Raw genomic sequence first — 17021 nt, forward strand, 5'->3', positions numbered from 1 at the left:
CGGTTTGTTTTACTTCACTGCTCTAGCTTAAAAATCTTCGCCTTGGAGCTGAGCAAACTTCAATGCTGCTTCTACATGCTTAAACCGGGCCGCCCAGCGGAAATATTCCGTGACGTTGTTGCGGCGGGCCGGCAGCAGGTGAGGAAACTGCAACCCAACACAGCCTAGCGTATATAGTGCCTGGGTTGCTACGGTTTTGCTTCGGGCTTCAAGTAGTCTTTCGAGGTAGCAGACTATACTCTCGGGCCGGACAGTGTTGGCGGGGTGCTGCCAGGATTCGGCCAAGCGCTTTACGGCCAGGCAGCTTCCGCCGGCTACGGCGCGCTTCAGCCAGCGCTGGGCCGCCGGCAAGCGGATTGGTCCGCCTAGGCCGCGCAACAGGCAAGTGCCCAACAATTGCATGGCCTCCGGATGACCTTGCCGCGCGGCTTGTCGGGCCCAGTAGCGGGCCTGTGAGTAGTTCTGCACTACCCCCTCGCCGTAAAACAACATATGGGCCGCACCAAACTGTGCGTCGCGGTAGCCCTCCGTGGCTAGGCCCCGGAACAGAAGCCAGGCCTGTACACGGTTGCGCGTAACTCCTAGGCCATTGTCGTAAGCCACAGCCAGATTGTAGCGGGCCAGCTGATGCCCCGTGTCGGCGGCTTGCTGCAGCCAGTAAATTGCCTTTTTCATATCCTGAGGCACGCCCCAGGCTTCGCTGTAAGCTAGCCCCAAAAAGCTCATGGCGCTGCCGTTACCATGCTCTGCGGCCTCGTGCAACATAGCCAGCGCCCGCCGGATGTAGCGAGAACTGTAGTTGCGCGTAAAGCGCGAGCGGTAGAAAAATGTCAGGGCCGGGCGGATGCTGCCCAATAGAACCCGCGAATCAGAGGAGAGGTGTGCCAAATAGGAAAGAATGATGAAAGCCTGATAGCAAGATAGCACACAGCTTTTATCTTTAAGAGCCTGAGAAGGTTATTTTTACATTGCTATACTTGTATTATCCCGCTATGCAAGAAGATTTTCTGCACTACATCTGGCAGCACCAGTATTTCGATAAAACCAGATTACAAACGGAGGATGGGCAGCCGATAACCGTACTGCGGCCCGGCCAGCGCAACCCCGATGCCGGTCCCGATTTCCTGAATGCCCGCCTGCAGTTGGGAGAGGTAGAGTGGAATGGCGCCGTAGAAATCCATATCCGCGCCTCCGATTGGTTTCGTCATCAGCACCAGACCGACCTCAAATACGACCAAGTGGTGCTGCACGTCGTGTATAGCGCTGATCAGGAGGTGTGCCGGACCGATGGGACTGTTGTGCCGTCCCTGACCTTGGGCAGCCGCATTGCGCCGCACCTACTGGCCACGTATGAGCAGTTGCGGGAGCAACCACCCGAAGCTGCCCTACCCTGCGCGCCGCTGCTAACGCGCGTATCGGAGCTTGCCCGCACCATGATGACCGGCCGCACCCTCATGGAGCGGGTAGAGCAAAAGGCTGACCTGATAACGGCCCTGCACCAGCAGCAAGGCCAGGATTGGGAGGCTACCACCTGGCATGCGCTGGCGGCCGCCTTCGGCTTTCAGAAAAACGCCGAGCCCATGGCCCGCCTGGCTAAAGCCCTGCCACTTTCAGTAATACGGCGCCACCGTCACGACGCGCGCCAGTTGGCCGCGCTGGTGTTTGGGCAGGCCGGCTTCTTGAAAGATGTCGAGCCCGCGGATAGCTACCTGCAGGAGTTGCAGCAGGAGTTTGCTTTCCTGCGCCATAAGTACAACCTCAGCGGCACAGCCCTGGCCACTCACGACTGGAACTTCCTGCGGCTACGGCCAGCTAACTTCCCAACGGTGCGCCTTGCCCAACTGACTGGTCTGCTGCACGCTCGACCTACTTTGTTTGATGTCTTACTAAGTGCCCGCGACATCAAGGCCTTGGAGCAGTTCTTTGCTGCCCCGCTGCCCGAGTATTGGCAAACGCACTACCGACCCGGTAAAACAGGGAAGGTAGCCGTGCTGGGCCGTAGCAGTATTCATTTGCTGGTGACGAACCTAGTTGTGCCGTTGCGGGTAGCCTACGCCCATTATGTAGGCAACCCGGAGCAAGTAGAGGCTGCTGTTACTCTGCTGGACCAATTGCCGGCTGAGCAAAACCACGTACTGGACGTGTATGAGCTGGCCGGCTTCCGTAATGCTACGGCCGCCGACTCGCAGGGGCTGTTGGCCCTGCACCGGCGCTACTGCGAGCCGCGCCAGTGCGTGCGCTGTGCCATTGGGGGTAGTATCTTGCGCCAGCGCTAGCCCGCACGGCCGTACTATCTTTTCTATTACCTCAACCCTCAGCTGTCTTGCTTCACCTGCTCCTTGCTCTAGTTTTGAACGTAGCGCTAGTGTGGGCGGTGTATGGATGGGTAGGTAGGGTGCGGCGTATTCCAGACTTGGGGCGCTGGGTGCTACCTACTTTAGGTCTCAAGCTGGTAGCTACAGGCATTTCCATAGCAGTGCTGAGTGAGGATGCCGGCTACTTTCTGGTGTGGGCCGACCGCATGAGCGCGCAACTCTGGCAGGCTCCCGCCCAGTGGCTGCGGATGTTGCTCACCGATGAGTTTCACTGGGGACGCTGGCACCTTGTGTTTCACGGCTTTTCCAATACGCTTTTCCTCGTGAAGGTGCTCTCAGTACTAAACCTAGCTAGCCTGGGCAACGCGCTGCTGAATGGGTGTTACCTGTCGTTGTTCAGCTTTGTAAGCAGCTGGGAGCTGGTTCGTCAGATTCGGCAGCGGTGGCCGGCAGCTACCCTTGGTAGCGTGGTGGTTGGGTTTCTGCTTTGGCCCACAGTGGTATACTGGACGTCGGGGCTGACCAAGGAAAGCCTGCTGGTAGGAAGCGGAGCGTTGGTGCTGGTGCTGGTTATTCGGCTGGCTTACTACAACTCAGGCCAGCAGTGGTGGCTAGTGCTGGGTCTGCTGGGAGCAATGGTGCTACACTTTAAGATGCGCTATTTCTTCGCCGTGGTATTGTTTGGGTGCTTGGCGGGGCTAGGGCTGATCCGGGTGGTGCAACACCTGGGTGGAGCCCGTAGCCGCGTGGTGCAGGCGCTGCTGCTGCTGGCCTTGCTGAGTGGGGGAGCCTGGGCTGCCAGCGAGGTTAGCCCGGTTTTTCGGGCCAACAAGTTTACTTCCCAACTGCAGCGCAACTACTCCGATCTGCTCAAAATCTCTGAGGGTCGGCCCCATCTGGAGTACCCCGATCTTAAGCCGACCACCGAAAGTGTGATCCTGCACTCACCGCAAGCCGCTTTCAATACCCTAACCCGGCCCTGGCCGTGGGAGGGAAGCTCCATATTGTATCGGCTGGCAGGCCTAGAAAATCTGGGGCTGCTGGTAGCTCTGAGCATTGCCGCTCTGTCGGTGATACGAGGCCGGGCGGGGCAGCTGCCGTTTGCTCTAGTGCTGGCCTTGCTGGTGTACTGCTTGGTGCTGGCCGTGTTGCTTGGCCTTACTACCCCCAACTTGGGCACCCTGAACCGATACCGTGTGACATTCCTGCCCTTTCTAGTGCTGCTCCTGCTGCAAAACGACTACGCCGCTACCCTGCTGCGCCGGTTCAAACTGTAGTAGGGGGTAGGGCTGCATCGGTCTTCTACACTACAATTACAGCCTGGCTCAAGCTATAATAGGAGGTAGGCAGAAGCCTGGGAGCAAAACTACCGTTGCATTTGTTCTACCCTTCCTACACCGTGCGTACTCGGCCTAGCCGGCAGAACGTGTATCTTTGTCCTCCCAAAACCTATTCTCCCCGGCCGCCCCGCGGCCGTTTTCGATACTATGGAAAACCCTGTCATCATTCTGGGCGCACAAGCCGTCGGTACCGCGGCCCTCGATGCCTTTCAAAGCAACGATGTGGTAGTATACTGCCTGCTCGACGACAATGCCGCTCTGCAGAATACGGAACTCAACGACGTGCCCGTGATGGGCAACACCGACGACAAAGAGCTGCTGAAGCTACTTGGCAAAAAGTGCGAAGTATTTGTGGCCACCGAAGACACGGCTAGCCGCCGCAGCCTTACTGGCATGCTGCGCCAGGAATACGAGGTAGCGCCCGTGAATGCCATTCACCAGCGGGCCAGCGTTTCGGCGCACGCATGGCTGGGTCATGGCATCCTCATCGGGGCAAATGCCGTGGTAGCTGGTACCGCCAAAGTCGGTGACGGCTGCATCCTCGGCGCTAATGCCGTGGTAGATGTGAAAGCCGAAATGGGCGACTACGCTCAACTGGGCGCCGGAGCCATCCTCAATGCTGAAGTAACGGTAGGCGAGTTGGCCTTTATCGGGGCCGGAGCAGTAGTTGTGGCTGGTGTAAAAATCGGCGCCAAGGCCCGTGTGGGCGCTGGCTCCGTGGTTGTAGCCGATGTGCCTGCTGGCCAGACGGTGTTCGGCAACCCGGCCCAAAAAGTTTAGGACCAAGATTTTAGGACGAAGAGCTAAGTCTGCAGAAACCATTCTCAGTTCGAAGCTCTTGCACTCACTTCTATAGAAGAATGGACTACCTCGTTCTGCTGTATTACTGCTACACGCCCATTGAGAACCCCGAGCAGTTTCGGGAGGAGCACCATCGGCTGTGCCTGAGCCTGAATTTGCTGGGGCGCATCATCGTGGCCTCTGAGGGGCTGAACGGCACCGTGTCGGGCCTGCGCGCCGACTGTGAGGAGTACATGCGCCTGGTGAAAGCCGATCCGCGCTTTGCGGCGCTGGAATTCAAGGTGGAAGAAGCTCCAGCGCACACGTTTCAGAAGCTGCATGTGCGCGTGAAACCGGAAATCGTGCACGTTGGCCTACCTCACATCAAGCCCTACGAGCGCACCGGCATTCACCTCTCGCCCACAGAATTCCGCGACCTGAAGGACCAAGACGACGTGGTGGTGCTAGATGTGCGCTCCGACTACGAGCACAACCTGGGCCGCTTCAAAAATGCCATTACCCTCGACATCGAGAACTTCCGCGAGTTCCCGGAGAAAGTGCAGGAGCTGGAGCAGTTCAAGGACAAGAAAATTCTGACCTACTGCACCGGCGGCATCAAGTGCGAAAAGGCCTCGGCTTTCTTGCTGGAGCAGGGGTTCGAGAACGTATACCAACTGCACGGCGGCATCATTAAGTACGGTCTGGAAGCCGGGGGCGAAGATTTTGAGGGCAAGTGCTACGTATTCGATGGCCGCGTGGCTGTGGACGTGAACAGCGTGAACCCCAGCATCATCAGCCACTGCCACCATTGCCATACGCCCTCCGACCGGATGGTGAACTGCGCTAACCCGCACTGCAACGCCCACATTCCACTCTGCGAAACCTGCGGCCAGCAGCTCGATGGTGCCTGCTCCACCACCTGCCAGGAGCACCCCGATAAGCGCCCTTACGACGGAACCGGCGCCTACCCCAAGAACAGCAACAACTACAGCCCCGAGCAGGGCCTGCTGTCGTACCGCGCCCCAGTGCGGTAGGCAAAGGCTTCCGTTTTGTCATCCTGAGCCTAACAAAGGACCTCTACCGAGAGTAATCAAGGTTACTTTTCGTAGAGGTCCTTTGCGTAGGCTCAAGATGACAGCTTGTTTTTGAGGTAGCCGGTTTAACGTCATACGAACCCAAACTGCGGTTTTTGCCGTACCATTGCACCTTCCTTTTCTAAAAATCCCCCTCTTATGCCCATCGCCGAATCGGAGCTGATCCTCAACAAGGATGGCAGCATCTACCACCTGAACCTGCTACCCGACCATATTTCCGAAACCATCATCACGGTCGGCGACCCGGAGCGCGTACCCACGGTTAGCCAGCACTTCGATTCCATCGAAACCATCATTCACAAGCGCGAGTTTGTGACGCATGTGGGCTACTACCGCGGTAAGCGCCTCACCGTTATCAGCACGGGCATGGGTACTGATAACATCGACATCCTGATGAATGAGCTGGATGCGCTGGTGAACATTGACTTCGTGACGCGCGAGCCACGCCCCTTGGAGGAGCGGATCAACCTGCGCATCGTGCGGGTGGGCACCAGCGGCTCTCTGCAGGCCGATATTCCGGTGGGTTCCCTGCTGGTGTCGGAACACGCCGTGGGGCTGGACTCGCTGATGCAGTTCTACCCCCTGGTGGAAACGGGCCTCGAGGTAGAGGTAGCGCGTGGTGTGCAGCAAAGCCTGCAGCTTGATTATCGCCCGTACTGCGTGCGCGGCTCCGATTTGCTGCGCGAGCAGTTGGGCGCAGGTATGGTCACCGGCAACACGCTCACCTGCCCTGGCTTCTACGGTCCCCAGGGCCGCGTGCTGCGCCTAGATCTGCGCCTTGCCAACCTGATTGAGCAGTTCCAGCAGTTCCGCTACAACAGCGCTGAGGGCGAGTTCCGCCTTACCAACTTTGAGATGGAAACGGCTGGCTACTATTCCCTGGGGCGCATGCTGGGCCACGAGGTAGTGTCGCTGAACGCCATTGTGGCCAACCGTGCTACCGGCGAATTTGCCACCAACTCCGAGCAGGTAGTAAACAACCTGATTGCCACGACCCTGGAACGCCTGTAAACTACGGATTGACACGAATGCTGAGGGTTGCACAGAATCGTTGCTAACTCTAGCACCGTGCCGGCTTCAGCAGCAAAAAGCCCGCTTGACGTCAGTCAAGCGGGCTTTTTAATGAATAGACTACCCGGAAAAATCCGTGTAATCATGCACATCTATTTTAATCGGTGGTTAATAGAAGTCGAAGCTGAGAACTGCGCGCAGGGGTAGGGAGATGCCGGATTTAAGCGTCAGGTACTCCTCGTGGGTAGCCCACACGGTGGTGTATACGCGCTTCACGCTGCCATCGGCAGTCTGGAAATAGATGTCGAGTTTGCCGTGGTAAGCGTTGCCTAGCGTGGCGGCGCGTTCGGCGTCGTGGCGGCGGCGCTGGATTTCGGCTTTTTCCGTCAGAACATCTTCCGTGGAGAAGCGCAGGTTAGGAATAACTTCTTTTTCAATGGTTTCTATGGTCGGGTCGGTGGTCTTCAGTTCAGGAATCATGGTAGTACAGAATAGAACGTTCAACGATGAACAGGTGAAGGCAACTAAGGTGCCGAAACGCGCGTGAAGAACGCATGAGCGGCACCCGGCAGGTAGCGGGCTTCAACACCTGCTCTGCTTTTTTACGCCAATTCTGCTAAAAAGGCCATGGTATCCACACCGTCGGCGTAATCACCTACCCCCGGCTGCTGAGCCCGGCCAAACGGAAAGCTACCGGCAAACAGCCCACCCGCCGAGACAAGGCACTGGGTTTGAGTAGCCACATCGGCCAGGCGCACCACCAAGTCTACCTCATTGCTATAGGTTTCGTAGTGCAGCACCGAAATGGGCGACACCAGCTGGGTACTTTGGGTGAGCAGCAGGAAACCGGAGTCGAGGTGAGGCACGCGGTTCACCAGCATGATGCTCTTGTTATAATCGTAGTTGTTCTGGTAGCGGTTGTGCTCCAGCACGCGGTGCCAGGGCTGTAGGGAATCGAGCAGGGGCGTGAAATCGTAGCCTTCGGGCACGTAGAGCTTGCTCACGTTGCGGCAGCCCAGGCCATAGTAGCGGAAAATATCCTCGCCCAGCAGGCCCAGGTCGTGGTCGGTTTCGCGGCCCGTAAGTACAGCCAGGCTGGTGCGGTTGCGCCGAATGATGTTGGGCTTCTTGCCGAAATAATACTCGAAGTAGCGGGCCGTATTGTCGGAGCCGGTGGCAATAAAGGCATCGGCGGCATTCAGGCGTGGTACCAACTGAATCTGCTCCGCGAAGCGTGGCTCCAGGCGCGTTAGCTCGTCCAGCACCCAGGTCATCAGCACGGTATCATCGGAGCTGAGCTTAGCCAGCAGAATATGACCGGAGAGCAGCACGCACAAGGCATCGTGGAAACCCACCAGCGGAATATTGCCGGCCATGACCACCCCAATCTTGCGAGGTTGGCTGGGCTCCTGGGGGTAGCGGGCAGACCACTGGCGCAGAGGCTCTTCTGCGAGCAGATGCGCGATGCCCCGAATGGCCGACGTGACGTTGGGCAAATCAAACCAGTTGTTCTGGTTGCGGGCCCGGGCAGCTAGGCCGGCCAGTTCATCGGCGTGGGCGGGGGTAGTAAGTTCAGTGAGGCGCTGGCCAAGGGCCACGAAAGCAGCCAGGCGGTCGGCGTGCGTCATATAGAAAGGGAAAACGAAACGATAAAAGGGGAGGAGCAGGCAGAAGCGCCCACCACACCCGTAGGTAAACCTCCGGAACCCCTGTTTGGATTCCTTCAGAGAATACGGAATTCAGAGGTCAAAATTCTTGTTGAGTACGGCTAATTCCTAATTTTGCCTGTCGGCATCCTGCCTGCGGCGGGTTGCGTACTAGCAAAGCATCCTCTTTTCCTACCTTTTTAAGATACCCGAGGCTATGGCCATCATGATAACCGACGAGTGCATCAACTGTGGTGCCTGCGAACCGGAATGCCCTAATACTGCCATCTACGAAGGCGGCGCTCAGTGGCGCTGGGCCGATGGAACGAGCTTGAAAGAAGTACAGGTAGACGGCGGTGAAACCGTATCCGGCACTTCGCCCCAGCGGCCTATTTCTGACGAGTACTACTACATCGTATCCGATAAATGCACCGAGTGCGTGGGCTTCCACGAGGAGCCCCAGTGCGCTGCCGTGTGCCCTGTGGACTGCTGCGTGGATGACCCCGACTACCGCGAAACGCAGGAAAAGCTGCTCAGCAAAAAGCAGTGGCTGCACCAGGAGGCCTAAGCCCTACCTGCTGCCACCAGCCCAAGCTACCCAAGAGCTGCTTCCACCTGGAGGCAGCTCTTGTTGTTTACCGGGCTGCTCTGCGCTATGCTCCGAAGCATACCTGGGCTAGCCCGCCCGAAATGTCTACTTTTGCCCGTATTCTGAACTGATTCCCTTCGACGATGTCCATCGCCAAAACCTATACTCCCGCCGACGTTGAAGCCAAGTGGTACCAGCGCTGGCAGGAGCAGGGCTTCTTCAAAGCCAAAGCCAATCCTCGCAAACAGCCGTATTCGGTAGTAATTCCGCCGCCTAACGTAACGGGCGTGCTGCACATGGGCCACATGCTGAACAATACCATTCAGGATGTGCTGGTGCGCCGGGCCCGCATGCAGGGCAAGGAAGCGTGCTGGGTGCCCGGCACCGACCACGCCAGCATTGCCACCGAAGCCAAGGTAGTAGCCCTGCTCAAGGAGAAAGGCATCGAGAAGAAAGACCTGACCCGGGAGCAGTTCCTGGAGCACGCCTGGGAGTGGAAGGAGAAGTACGGTGGCATCATTCTGGAGCAGCTCAAGAAGCTGGGCGCTTCCTGCGACTGGGACCGGACGCGCTTCACCATGGAGCCCGAACTGACCGAGGCCGTGCTGCGTGTATTCGTGGACCTGTTCCAGAAAGGCCTGATTTACCGCGGTATCCGGATGGTAAACTGGGACCCGAAAGGCGGCACAGCGCTCAGCGACGAGGAAGTAATTCCCAAGGACACGATGGCCAAGATGTACCACCTGACCTACGAGGTAGTAGGGCAGGAGGGGCAGTTCCTGACGGTGGCCACCTCCCGGCCCGAAACCATCATGGCCGACGTGGCCGTGGCGGTGAACCCGAACGATGAGCGGTACACTCATTTGCATGGGGCAAAAGTGCGCATTCCGCTGCTGGGCCGCGAAATTCCGGTGATTCTGGACGAGTACGTGAGCATCGACTTCGGCACCGGAGCCCTAAAGGTGACGCCCGCCCACGACCTGAATGACTATGAGCTGGGCCTGAAGCATAACCTGCCGGTTATCGACATCCTGAACAACGACGGTACGCTGAATGAAAAAGCGCAGCTGTACGTAGGTCAGGACCGCTTTGCCGCCCGCCGCAACATTGTGAAGGACCTGGAAGATGCCGGCTACCTGGTAAAGGTGGAGGAATACGCCAGCGTGCTGCAGACCTCGGAGCGCACCGGCGCCGTGATTGAGCCCCGCCTGAGCTTGCAGTGGTTCCTGAAAATGGAGCATCTGGCCAAGCCCGCCCTGGAGGTAGTCGAAAGCGACGAAATCAAGCTGCACCCGCCCAAGTTCAAGAACATGTACCGGGTGTGGATGGAGAACGTGCGCGACTGGTGCATTTCGCGGCAGCTGTGGTGGGGCCAGCGCATTCCGGCCTACTACCTGCCCGATGGCACCTTCGTGGTAGCCTTGAGCGCCGAAGAAGCCCTGAAGCAAGCGCGCGAGCAAAGCGGCAACGACGACCTGCAGCTCTCGGATCTGCGTCAGGACGAGGACGTGCTGGATACCTGGTTCTCGTCGTGGCTGTGGCCGATTTCGGTATTCGATGGGTTCAAGGACCCCGACAACGCCGACGTCAACTATTTCTACCCCACCGACGACCTCGTAACGGCCCCCGAAATCCTGTTTTTCTGGGTGGCCCGCATGATTATGGCCGGGCTGGAGTACCGCAAGGAAGTGCCCTTCCGCAATGTGTACCTCACGGGCATCGTGCGCGACGCCCAGGGCCGCAAGATGAGCAAGAGCCTCGGCAACTCGCCCGACCCGCTGGACCTCATTGCCGACTACGGCGCCGACGGCGTGCGCACCGGCATGCTGTTCAGCTCCCCGGCCGGCAACGATTTGCTGTTCGATATCAAGCTAGTAGAGCAGGGCCGCAACTTCACCAACAAGCTCTGGAACGCCTTCCGCCTCATCAAAGGATGGGAGGTAGATGCCACCCTGCCGTTCGCCAATGAGAAGGCGGTAGAGTGGTTCGGGGCCAAGTTGCAGACGACCCTGCAGGAGCTGGACGAGCACTTCGACAAGTTCCGGATGTCGGATGCGCTGATGACCATCTACAAGCTGGTGTGGGACGATTTCTGCTCCGTGTACCTGGAGATGATCAAGCCCGCTTACCAGGCACCTATCGACCCCGAAACCTTGCGCCTCACCACCGGCTACCTCGAAACCCTGCTCAAGTTGCTGCACCCGTTCATGCCCTTCATCACCGAAGAAATCTGGCATGAGCTGGCCGAGCGTGGCCCCAAGGACTACGTGTGCGTGGCCGCCTGGCCTAAGGCTCAACCCGTGGCGAACAGCGCGGAGCTGCTGGCCCGTATGGACCGCGCCCTCGACGTCGTGGCTGGCGTGCGTAACATCCGCAACCAGAAGGGCCTGGGCCCCAACAAGCCCCTGACCCTGGCCGCCAAAACCGACGATGCTCAGCTGCTGCAGGACTACGACGGCATCATCCGCAAGCTGGCGGCCCTCACTGAAATCAGTGTGGTAGAGGCTGCCCCAGCTGCTGCGGTAGGCTTTGTGTCGGGCGGGGCGGAGTTCTTTGTGCCCCTGGAAGGCCAGATTGACCTCGGGGCCGAGAAGGAGCGCCTGACCAAGGAGTTGGAATACGCCCAGGGCTTCCGCGACTCGGTGCTGAAAAAGCTGGCAAACGAGAAGTTCGTGCAGAACGCCAAGCCCGACCTGGTGGAGCGGGAGCGGCAGAAGCTGGCCGACGCCGAAGCCAAGATTACGGCCCTGGAGCAGAGCCTAACCGCACTGTAATACAAGTTGAAAATCTGCCAAAAAGGCCGCCGCGGTAACGTGGCGGCCTTTTTGTTTGCAGGAAAACTTACCTGTAATCCGGAGCGGAGCGAAGGACCTCTACCAAGGGTAAGCACTACCCACGCGAAGCGGTAGAGGTCCTTCGCTCCGCTCCGGATGACAAGTGGGGAGGACAGGATGCCCCCTCGTATTGAAATTTCTCTTTCCTTTAGCGCAGTAGTTCACTTCAATTTCTTGCGCTATGAAACCATTGTATACCCTGCTGACGGGTCTGGGCGTACTGCTGAGCAGTGCGGCTGCGGCTCAGTCGGCTACCCCATCTGCCATGCCCAAACCTCCCATAGCGGCTATCAAGCCCAAAGAACTTAAGTCTCCTTTTGGTACGCGCACCGACAATTACTACTGGCTGAATCAGCGCGAAAACCCGGAAGTAATCAGCTACCTCAACGCCGAAAACGCCTATTTCGAGCAGCAAATGGCTCCCGTGAAAGGACTGGAGGAAAAGCTGTTCCAGGAAATTAAAGGGCGCATTAAGGAGCAGGATGAGTCGGTGCCCTACCGCGACAACGGGTACTACTACTACACCCGTTTCGAGGCCGGGGCCGAGTACCCGATTTACTGCCGCAAGAAGGGTAGCCTGACCGCGCCCGAGGAGGTACTGCTCAACGCCAACGAGCTGGGCAAAGGCAAAGCCTACTACCAGATTGGCGGCTTCGAAGTCAGCGACGACAACCAAGTGCTGGCTTATTCTGAGGACGTAGTGAGTCGCCGCCTCTACACCCTGCGCTTCCGCAACCTGAAAACTGGTCAGCTCTACCCCGAGCAAATCATCAATACCAGCGGCAATGCCGTGTGGGCCGCCGACAACAAAACGGTGTTCTATACCCGCAAGGACCCTGGCACCCTGCTCGATTACCAGCTCTACCGTCATACCCTGGGCACCGACCCCAGCAAGGACCAGCTGGTGTACGAGGAAAAGGACAACACCTACCGCATCCACGTCGGCCGCTCGAAGTCGCGCAAGTACATTTTCCTGCAAGCGGGTAGTACCATGTCGTCGGAAACCCGGTTCCTGGAAGCGGCTACCCCCACGGCGGCGCTGAAGGTGTTTCTGCCCCGCGAGGCTGACCACCTGTACGACGTGGAGCACTTCGGCAACGAGTTTTACGTGCACTCCAACGCCGGTGCGCCCAACTTTCGGCTGCTGAAAACGCCTGTGAGCAACACCGCCAAAACAGCCTGGCAGGAGGTAATTCCGCACCGCAAGGACGTGTTTCTGGAGAACATGGAGCTGTTCAAGGACTACCTCGTGCTGGGCGAGCGAAAGGAAGGACTGCTGCAACTGCGTGTAATCCGGTGGAAGGACAAGCAGGAACACTACCTCAACTTCGGGGAGCCGGCCTATACCGCCGCCATCAGCATAAACCCCGAGTTTGATACGCCGGTGCTGCGCTACAGCTACTCCTCCCTGACTACCCCTAGCTCCACCTTCGACTATGACATGCAGGCCCGCACCAAAAAGCTGCTCAAGGAGCAGGCCGTGCTAGGGGGCTTCAACAAGGAAGACTACGTGACCGAGCGCCAGTACGCTACCGCTGCTGATGGTACGAAGATTCCGATGTCCATTGTGTACAAGAAGGGCTTTAAGAAGGATGGTAGCGCGCCGGTGCTGCAGTACGCTTACGGCTCCTACGGCTACTCTACCAACCCCACGTTCAGCGCGGCTCGTCTGAGCTTGCTCGATAGGGGCTTTGCCTACGTGATTTGCCACATCCGGGGCGGGCAGGAAATGGGCCGGCAGTGGTACGAGGACGGTAAGAAACTCAAGAAGAAAAACACCTTCACCGACTTCACCGACTGCTCCAAATTCCTGATTGACCAGAAGTACACCTCCGCGCAGAAGCTGTTTGCTATGGGCGGCTCGGCGGGCGGCCTGCTCATGGGCGCCGTGGTGAACAACCACCCCGAGTATTACAAGGGGGTAGTGGCCGCCGTACCCTTCGTGGACGTGGTAACCACCATGCTCGACGAAAGCATTCCGCTGACTACCGGGGAGTACGACGAGTGGGGCAACCCCAATAAAAAGGAGTTCTACGAGTACATGCTCAGCTACTCGCCCTACGACCAGGTGAAGGCCCAGGCCTACCCCAATATGCTGGTTACCACTGGCCTGCACGACTCGCAGGTGCAGTACTTTGAGCCGGCCAAGTGGGTAGCCAAGCTGCGCACCGTAAAGACGGATAACAACCTCCTGCTTCTGCACACCGACATGGCGGCTGGCCACGGCGGTGCCTCCGGCCGCTTCAAGTCCATCCACGATACGGCCCGGCAGTTTGCCTTCATGCTCATGCTGCTGGGCGTAAAGGCCTAGGACCGCTGATTTCCTGCCTGCTCACCGACAAGTACTATCTGTCATCCTGAGCAAAGCGAAGGACCTCTCCCGCTGACTAACCTAATCGTGCGGACGAAGCGGGAGAGGTTCTTCGCTCTGCTCAGGATGGCAATAAACAGAAAAGCCGCTTCAGGAATGGAGCGGCTTTTTCATTTGGCCTGGGCAGTATTTCCGCAAATATCCGGGCCTGCGTGCGACCCTTCAGCCAAAGTTGCGTCTGTGGCTGCGGTTGCTCGGTATTCACACGGACTTTCTTCGGCTTTCGGGGCAGAAATAAACCGCTTGGTCGGGTTCATTTCTGTAGCTCTAGTCGGCCGGATAGGTTTGCGCTAGCAAAGCAGGTAGGATGATGAATACTGCTCGCCGAGCGTCGCTATTTCCCCTCACCCATATGAAAAAGCTCTTCTTTCTTATTCTTATAACGGGTAGCGGCCACACGGTGCTGGCCCAGATGCCCGGTGGTGGCGAACGACCAGCCGGAGCTGGTCGGCCCGCCGGAGCCGGTGGCCCACCGGCCGCAGCTGCCCAGCCCCAGCAGGGGAGTGGCCGCATTACAGGCACGGTTACCGACGCTGCTACCAAGCAACCGGTGCCCTACGCTACCGTGGCCCTGGTAAACCCGGCCACCGGCAAACCGGTAGATGGCACTGCCGCCGACGACAACGGCAAGTTCACACTCCCGCGCGTGGCGGCAGGTACTTATACCGTGCAGGTGAGCTTTATCGGCTATAAGCTGGTAGAGAAGACGGGGGTAGTCATTACCGCTGCTGGCAACACCGTGGCCCTGGGCAGCGTGTCCCTGGAGTCGTCGGCGCAGGCCCTGGGCGAGGTGCGCGTGGAAGGCCAGCGCAGTATGGTAGAGGAGAAGGTAGACCGCACGGTGTACAACGCCGAGAAAGACGAAACCACCCGCGGCGGCGACGCTACCGATGTGCTTAAGCGCGTGCCCAATCTGTCGGTGGACCTCGATGGCAACGTGAGCCTGCGCGGTAGCCAGAACATCCGGGTGCTCATCAACAACCGGCCCAGCACCATCTCGGCCAACAGCATTGCCGACGCCCTCAAGCAAATTCCAGCCGACCAGATCAAGACCGTGGAGGTAATTACCTCGCCCTCGGCCAAGTACGATGCCGAAGGCTCGGGCGGTATCATCAACATCGTTACGAAGCAGAATAACCTGCAGGGCTTTACCCTGGATTTGCGCTCCAGCGCCGGTTTGCGTGGCTCCGATTTGGGCTTGAACGCCTCGTACCGGGTAGGGAAGATGGGCTTCTCGCTGGGTGGCGGCGGCCGCGCCCAGTACAACACGCCCGGCAGCTTCCGCAACGAGCAAGAGTCTTACACTGTGCAAGGTAGCAACCTGAGCACGCGCCGCTTGGCCAGCCAAACCATCCAGAGCGCCGATACGCGCCAGCAGAACCTGTTTGGGCGCTATTCTTTCGGGTGGGACTACGACATCAACAAGTACAACTTCCTCTCGGCTTCGGTGCAGCTAGGCCTGCGCAACGGCACCAGCTACCAGGACGGACTGGCCACCAACTCTACGTTCTATTCTTACCCCTTAGTGCCGTTTTACCCGGTAACGCCGGTTACTAGTTCTACGGAAAGCAGCAGCAGCTTGCGCAATGTGAAAGTGCTCGATAACTCGAACACGCTGGACGCTACCCTCAATTACACTCGCACCTTCGAGACGCCCCAGCGCGAGTTCAGTATTTTAGGCCAGTACAGCCGCAACACGCGCAACAACAACTTCACCAACCTGATTCTGGAAGGTGAGGGAGCCGGCAACAACCGCCGCAACGAAAACGATAGCTACAACGAGGAGGTAACCATTCAGGCTGATTACCAGACGCCGCTGAGCAAAACGCAGCTGCTGGAGTTCGGGGCCAAAGACATCATGCGCCGCGTGAACAGCGACTATACCACGTACCTGAATGGCCAAGCCCTGAGTGGCACCAACCTCTCGAACGTGTTTGACTACAACCAGAACGTAGCCGCCGCTTATGCCTCCTACACCCTGGGCTTCCTGAAAAACTATACCCTGAAGGCCGGTGCCCGCTATGAGTACACGACCATCAATGCCGACTTCCGCACCGAAAACTCACCTTCCATTCCTTCCTACGGGGTGCTGGTACCTAGCGTGAACGTATCGCGCAAGCTGGCCAACGGCAACGTGCTGAAGGCAGCCTACAACAACCGGATTCAGCGGCCCTCCTTGCAGTTCCTGAACCCCAACCGACAGGCGCCTAACCCCCTGAATGTTACCATCGGTAACCCGGAGCTGGAGCCCGAGCGCACCAACAACTTCGAGGTGGGCTATAACACATTTATCAAGCAAACCTCGCTGAACTTCACGGCTTTCGCGCGCAACACCACCGGCTCCATCCAGCCTGTGCGCACCATCAGCAGTGATACGCTGATTACCCGCTTCCAGAACATTGGCCAGGAGAATGCCTACGGCGGCAGCATGAACGCCAACGTTAACATCAACAACAAGCTGACGCTGGGAGCTGGAGTAGATGTGTACTACGCCATGCTGGACAATAAGCTGAGCGACCCGCTGTACGCTGCTAGTAACAAGGGCTGGGTGGCCAGTGCCCGCCTGATGGGAGGCTATAATTTCACGAAAGGCTGGGGCCTGCAGGCGTTCAGCTTCTACCGTGGCCGGCAGGTGCAGCTCCAGGGCTACCAGGGCGGTTTCGGGGTGTATAGCCTGAGCGTGAAGAAAGACTTTGCCGAAAAGAAGGGCACCATCGGCTTTGGGGCCGATAACTTCTTCACGCCTACCAACCGCATCCGCAATTCCATCAGCTCGGCTACGCTGGACCAGAACAGCGTGAACGTATTACACCGCACCAGCCTGCGCGTAAACTTTAGCTACCGCATCGGTAAGATGAGCATGGCCCAACCCAAGCGCCGCCGCTCCGTCAGCAACGACGACCTGAAGGACGGCGGCTCCGACGGTGGCAACGGCGCCGGTGCTACCCCCACCCAGGGCCCCAGCGGCGGCCGGCCCTAACCGGAACGCACACCAAAGCAAAATGCCCCTACCAAAGGGGCATTTTCTTTTACCCTAAGCA

General features: G+C 58.4%; 12 protein-coding genes. 9 read left to right on the forward strand and 3 right to left on the reverse strand.

The features are described from left to right. Window positions 1-27: 27 nt before the first annotated feature. Window positions 28-888, reverse strand: a complete 861-nt coding sequence (locus DNI29_RS08470) for a tetratricopeptide repeat protein (RefSeq protein ID WP_123823129.1) — start codon at window positions 886-888, stop codon at window positions 28-30. A 104-nt stretch (window positions 889-992) separates the two neighbouring features. On the opposite strand from DNI29_RS08470, the gene DNI29_RS08475 reads away from it, so the two are divergent. From DNI29_RS08475 to DNI29_RS08495, 5 genes are all read left to right on the forward strand, one after another. Beyond that, window positions 993-2276, forward strand: a complete 1284-nt coding sequence (locus tag DNI29_RS08475) for a DUF2851 family protein (protein WP_110977654.1) — start codon at window positions 993-995, stop codon at window positions 2274-2276. A gap of 74 nt (window positions 2277-2350) precedes the next feature. Beyond that, window positions 2351-3592, forward strand: coding sequence for a hypothetical protein (locus tag DNI29_RS08480; protein ID WP_123823131.1), 1242 nt, complete (start codon window positions 2351-2353; stop codon window positions 3590-3592). 210 nt (window positions 3593-3802) lie between these two features. Next, window positions 3803-4435, forward strand: a complete 633-nt coding sequence (locus tag DNI29_RS08485; protein ID WP_110977656.1) for a NeuD/PglB/VioB family sugar acetyltransferase — start codon at window positions 3803-3805, stop codon at window positions 4433-4435. 80 nt (window positions 4436-4515) lie between these two features. After that, window positions 4516-5469 carry an oxygen-dependent tRNA uridine(34) hydroxylase TrhO gene (gene trhO / locus DNI29_RS08490; RefSeq protein WP_110977657.1) on the forward strand — a complete coding sequence of 318 codons (954 nt, stop codon included), beginning with the start codon at window positions 4516-4518 and terminating at the stop codon, window positions 5467-5469. A 198-nt stretch (window positions 5470-5667) separates the two neighbouring features. Further along, complete coding sequence (locus tag DNI29_RS08495; protein WP_110977658.1) at window positions 5668-6540, forward strand: nucleoside phosphorylase; 873 nt, start codon at window positions 5668-5670, stop codon at window positions 6538-6540. A 168-nt stretch (window positions 6541-6708) separates the two neighbouring features. Here the strand turns inward: DNI29_RS08495 and DNI29_RS08500 are convergent, their stop codons facing one another. After that, window positions 6709-7020: a hypothetical protein gene (locus tag DNI29_RS08500; protein ID WP_110977659.1), complete on the reverse strand. Its 312-nt coding sequence runs from the start codon at window positions 7018-7020 to the stop codon at window positions 6709-6711. A 122-nt stretch (window positions 7021-7142) separates the two neighbouring features. Further along, window positions 7143-8168: an acyl-CoA reductase gene (locus DNI29_RS08505; protein ID WP_110977660.1), complete on the reverse strand. Its 1026-nt coding sequence runs from the start codon at window positions 8166-8168 to the stop codon at window positions 7143-7145. Between the two features lie 235 nt (window positions 8169-8403). Between DNI29_RS08505 and DNI29_RS08510 the strand changes: the two genes are divergently transcribed. The 4 genes from DNI29_RS08510 (at window position 8404) to DNI29_RS08525 (ending at window position 16960) form a co-directional block, all read left to right on the forward strand. Then, on the forward strand, window positions 8404-8754 hold the full coding sequence (locus DNI29_RS08510) for a 4Fe-4S dicluster domain-containing protein (RefSeq protein WP_110977661.1): 351 nt from the start codon (window positions 8404-8406) through the stop codon (window positions 8752-8754). A 164-nt stretch (window positions 8755-8918) separates the two neighbouring features. Next, window positions 8919-11549, forward strand: coding sequence for a valine--tRNA ligase (locus tag DNI29_RS08515; protein ID WP_110977662.1), 2631 nt, complete (start codon window positions 8919-8921; stop codon window positions 11547-11549). A gap of 241 nt (window positions 11550-11790) precedes the next feature. Next, window positions 11791-13920: a S9 family peptidase gene (locus DNI29_RS08520; protein ID WP_202910397.1), complete on the forward strand. Its 2130-nt coding sequence runs from the start codon at window positions 11791-11793 to the stop codon at window positions 13918-13920. A 412-nt stretch (window positions 13921-14332) separates the two neighbouring features. Then, entirely contained in the window at window positions 14333-16960 is a 2628-nt protein-coding gene (locus DNI29_RS08525) for a TonB-dependent receptor (protein ID WP_110977663.1), read from the forward strand. The last annotated feature ends 61 nt before the right edge of the window (window positions 16961-17021 follow it).

The organism is Hymenobacter sediminis, assembly GCF_003231285.1.
GTDB lineage: Bacteria > Bacteroidota > Bacteroidia > Cytophagales > Hymenobacteraceae > Hymenobacter > Hymenobacter sediminis.

Excerpts from the sequence above, each read along its gene's own strand:
- DNI29_RS08520 (WP_202910397.1), top strand. The coding sequence starts at position 11,791 with ATGAAACCATTGTATACCCTGCTGACGGGTCTGGGCGTACTGCTGAGC.
- DNI29_RS08495 (WP_110977658.1), top strand. The coding sequence starts at position 5,668 with ATGCCCATCGCCGAATCGGAGCTGATCCTCAACAAGGATGGCAGCATC.
- DNI29_RS08485 (WP_110977656.1), top strand. The coding sequence starts at position 3,803 with ATGGAAAACCCTGTCATCATTCTGGGCGCACAAGCCGTCGGTACCGCG.
- DNI29_RS08475 (WP_110977654.1), top strand. The coding sequence starts at position 993 with ATGCAAGAAGATTTTCTGCACTACATCTGGCAGCACCAGTATTTCGAT.
- DNI29_RS08505 (WP_110977660.1), bottom strand. The coding sequence starts at position 8,168 with ATGACGCACGCCGACCGCCTGGCTGCTTTCGTGGCCCTTGGCCAGCGC.
- DNI29_RS08515 (WP_110977662.1), top strand. The coding sequence starts at position 8,919 with ATGTCCATCGCCAAAACCTATACTCCCGCCGACGTTGAAGCCAAGTGG.
- DNI29_RS08510 (WP_110977661.1), top strand. The coding sequence starts at position 8,404 with ATGGCCATCATGATAACCGACGAGTGCATCAACTGTGGTGCCTGCGAA.
- trhO (WP_110977657.1), top strand. The coding sequence starts at position 4,516 with ATGGACTACCTCGTTCTGCTGTATTACTGCTACACGCCCATTGAGAAC.
- DNI29_RS08525 (WP_110977663.1), top strand. The coding sequence starts at position 14,333 with ATGAAAAAGCTCTTCTTTCTTATTCTTATAACGGGTAGCGGCCACACG.
- DNI29_RS08500 (WP_110977659.1), bottom strand. The coding sequence starts at position 7,020 with ATGATTCCTGAACTGAAGACCACCGACCCGACCATAGAAACCATTGAA.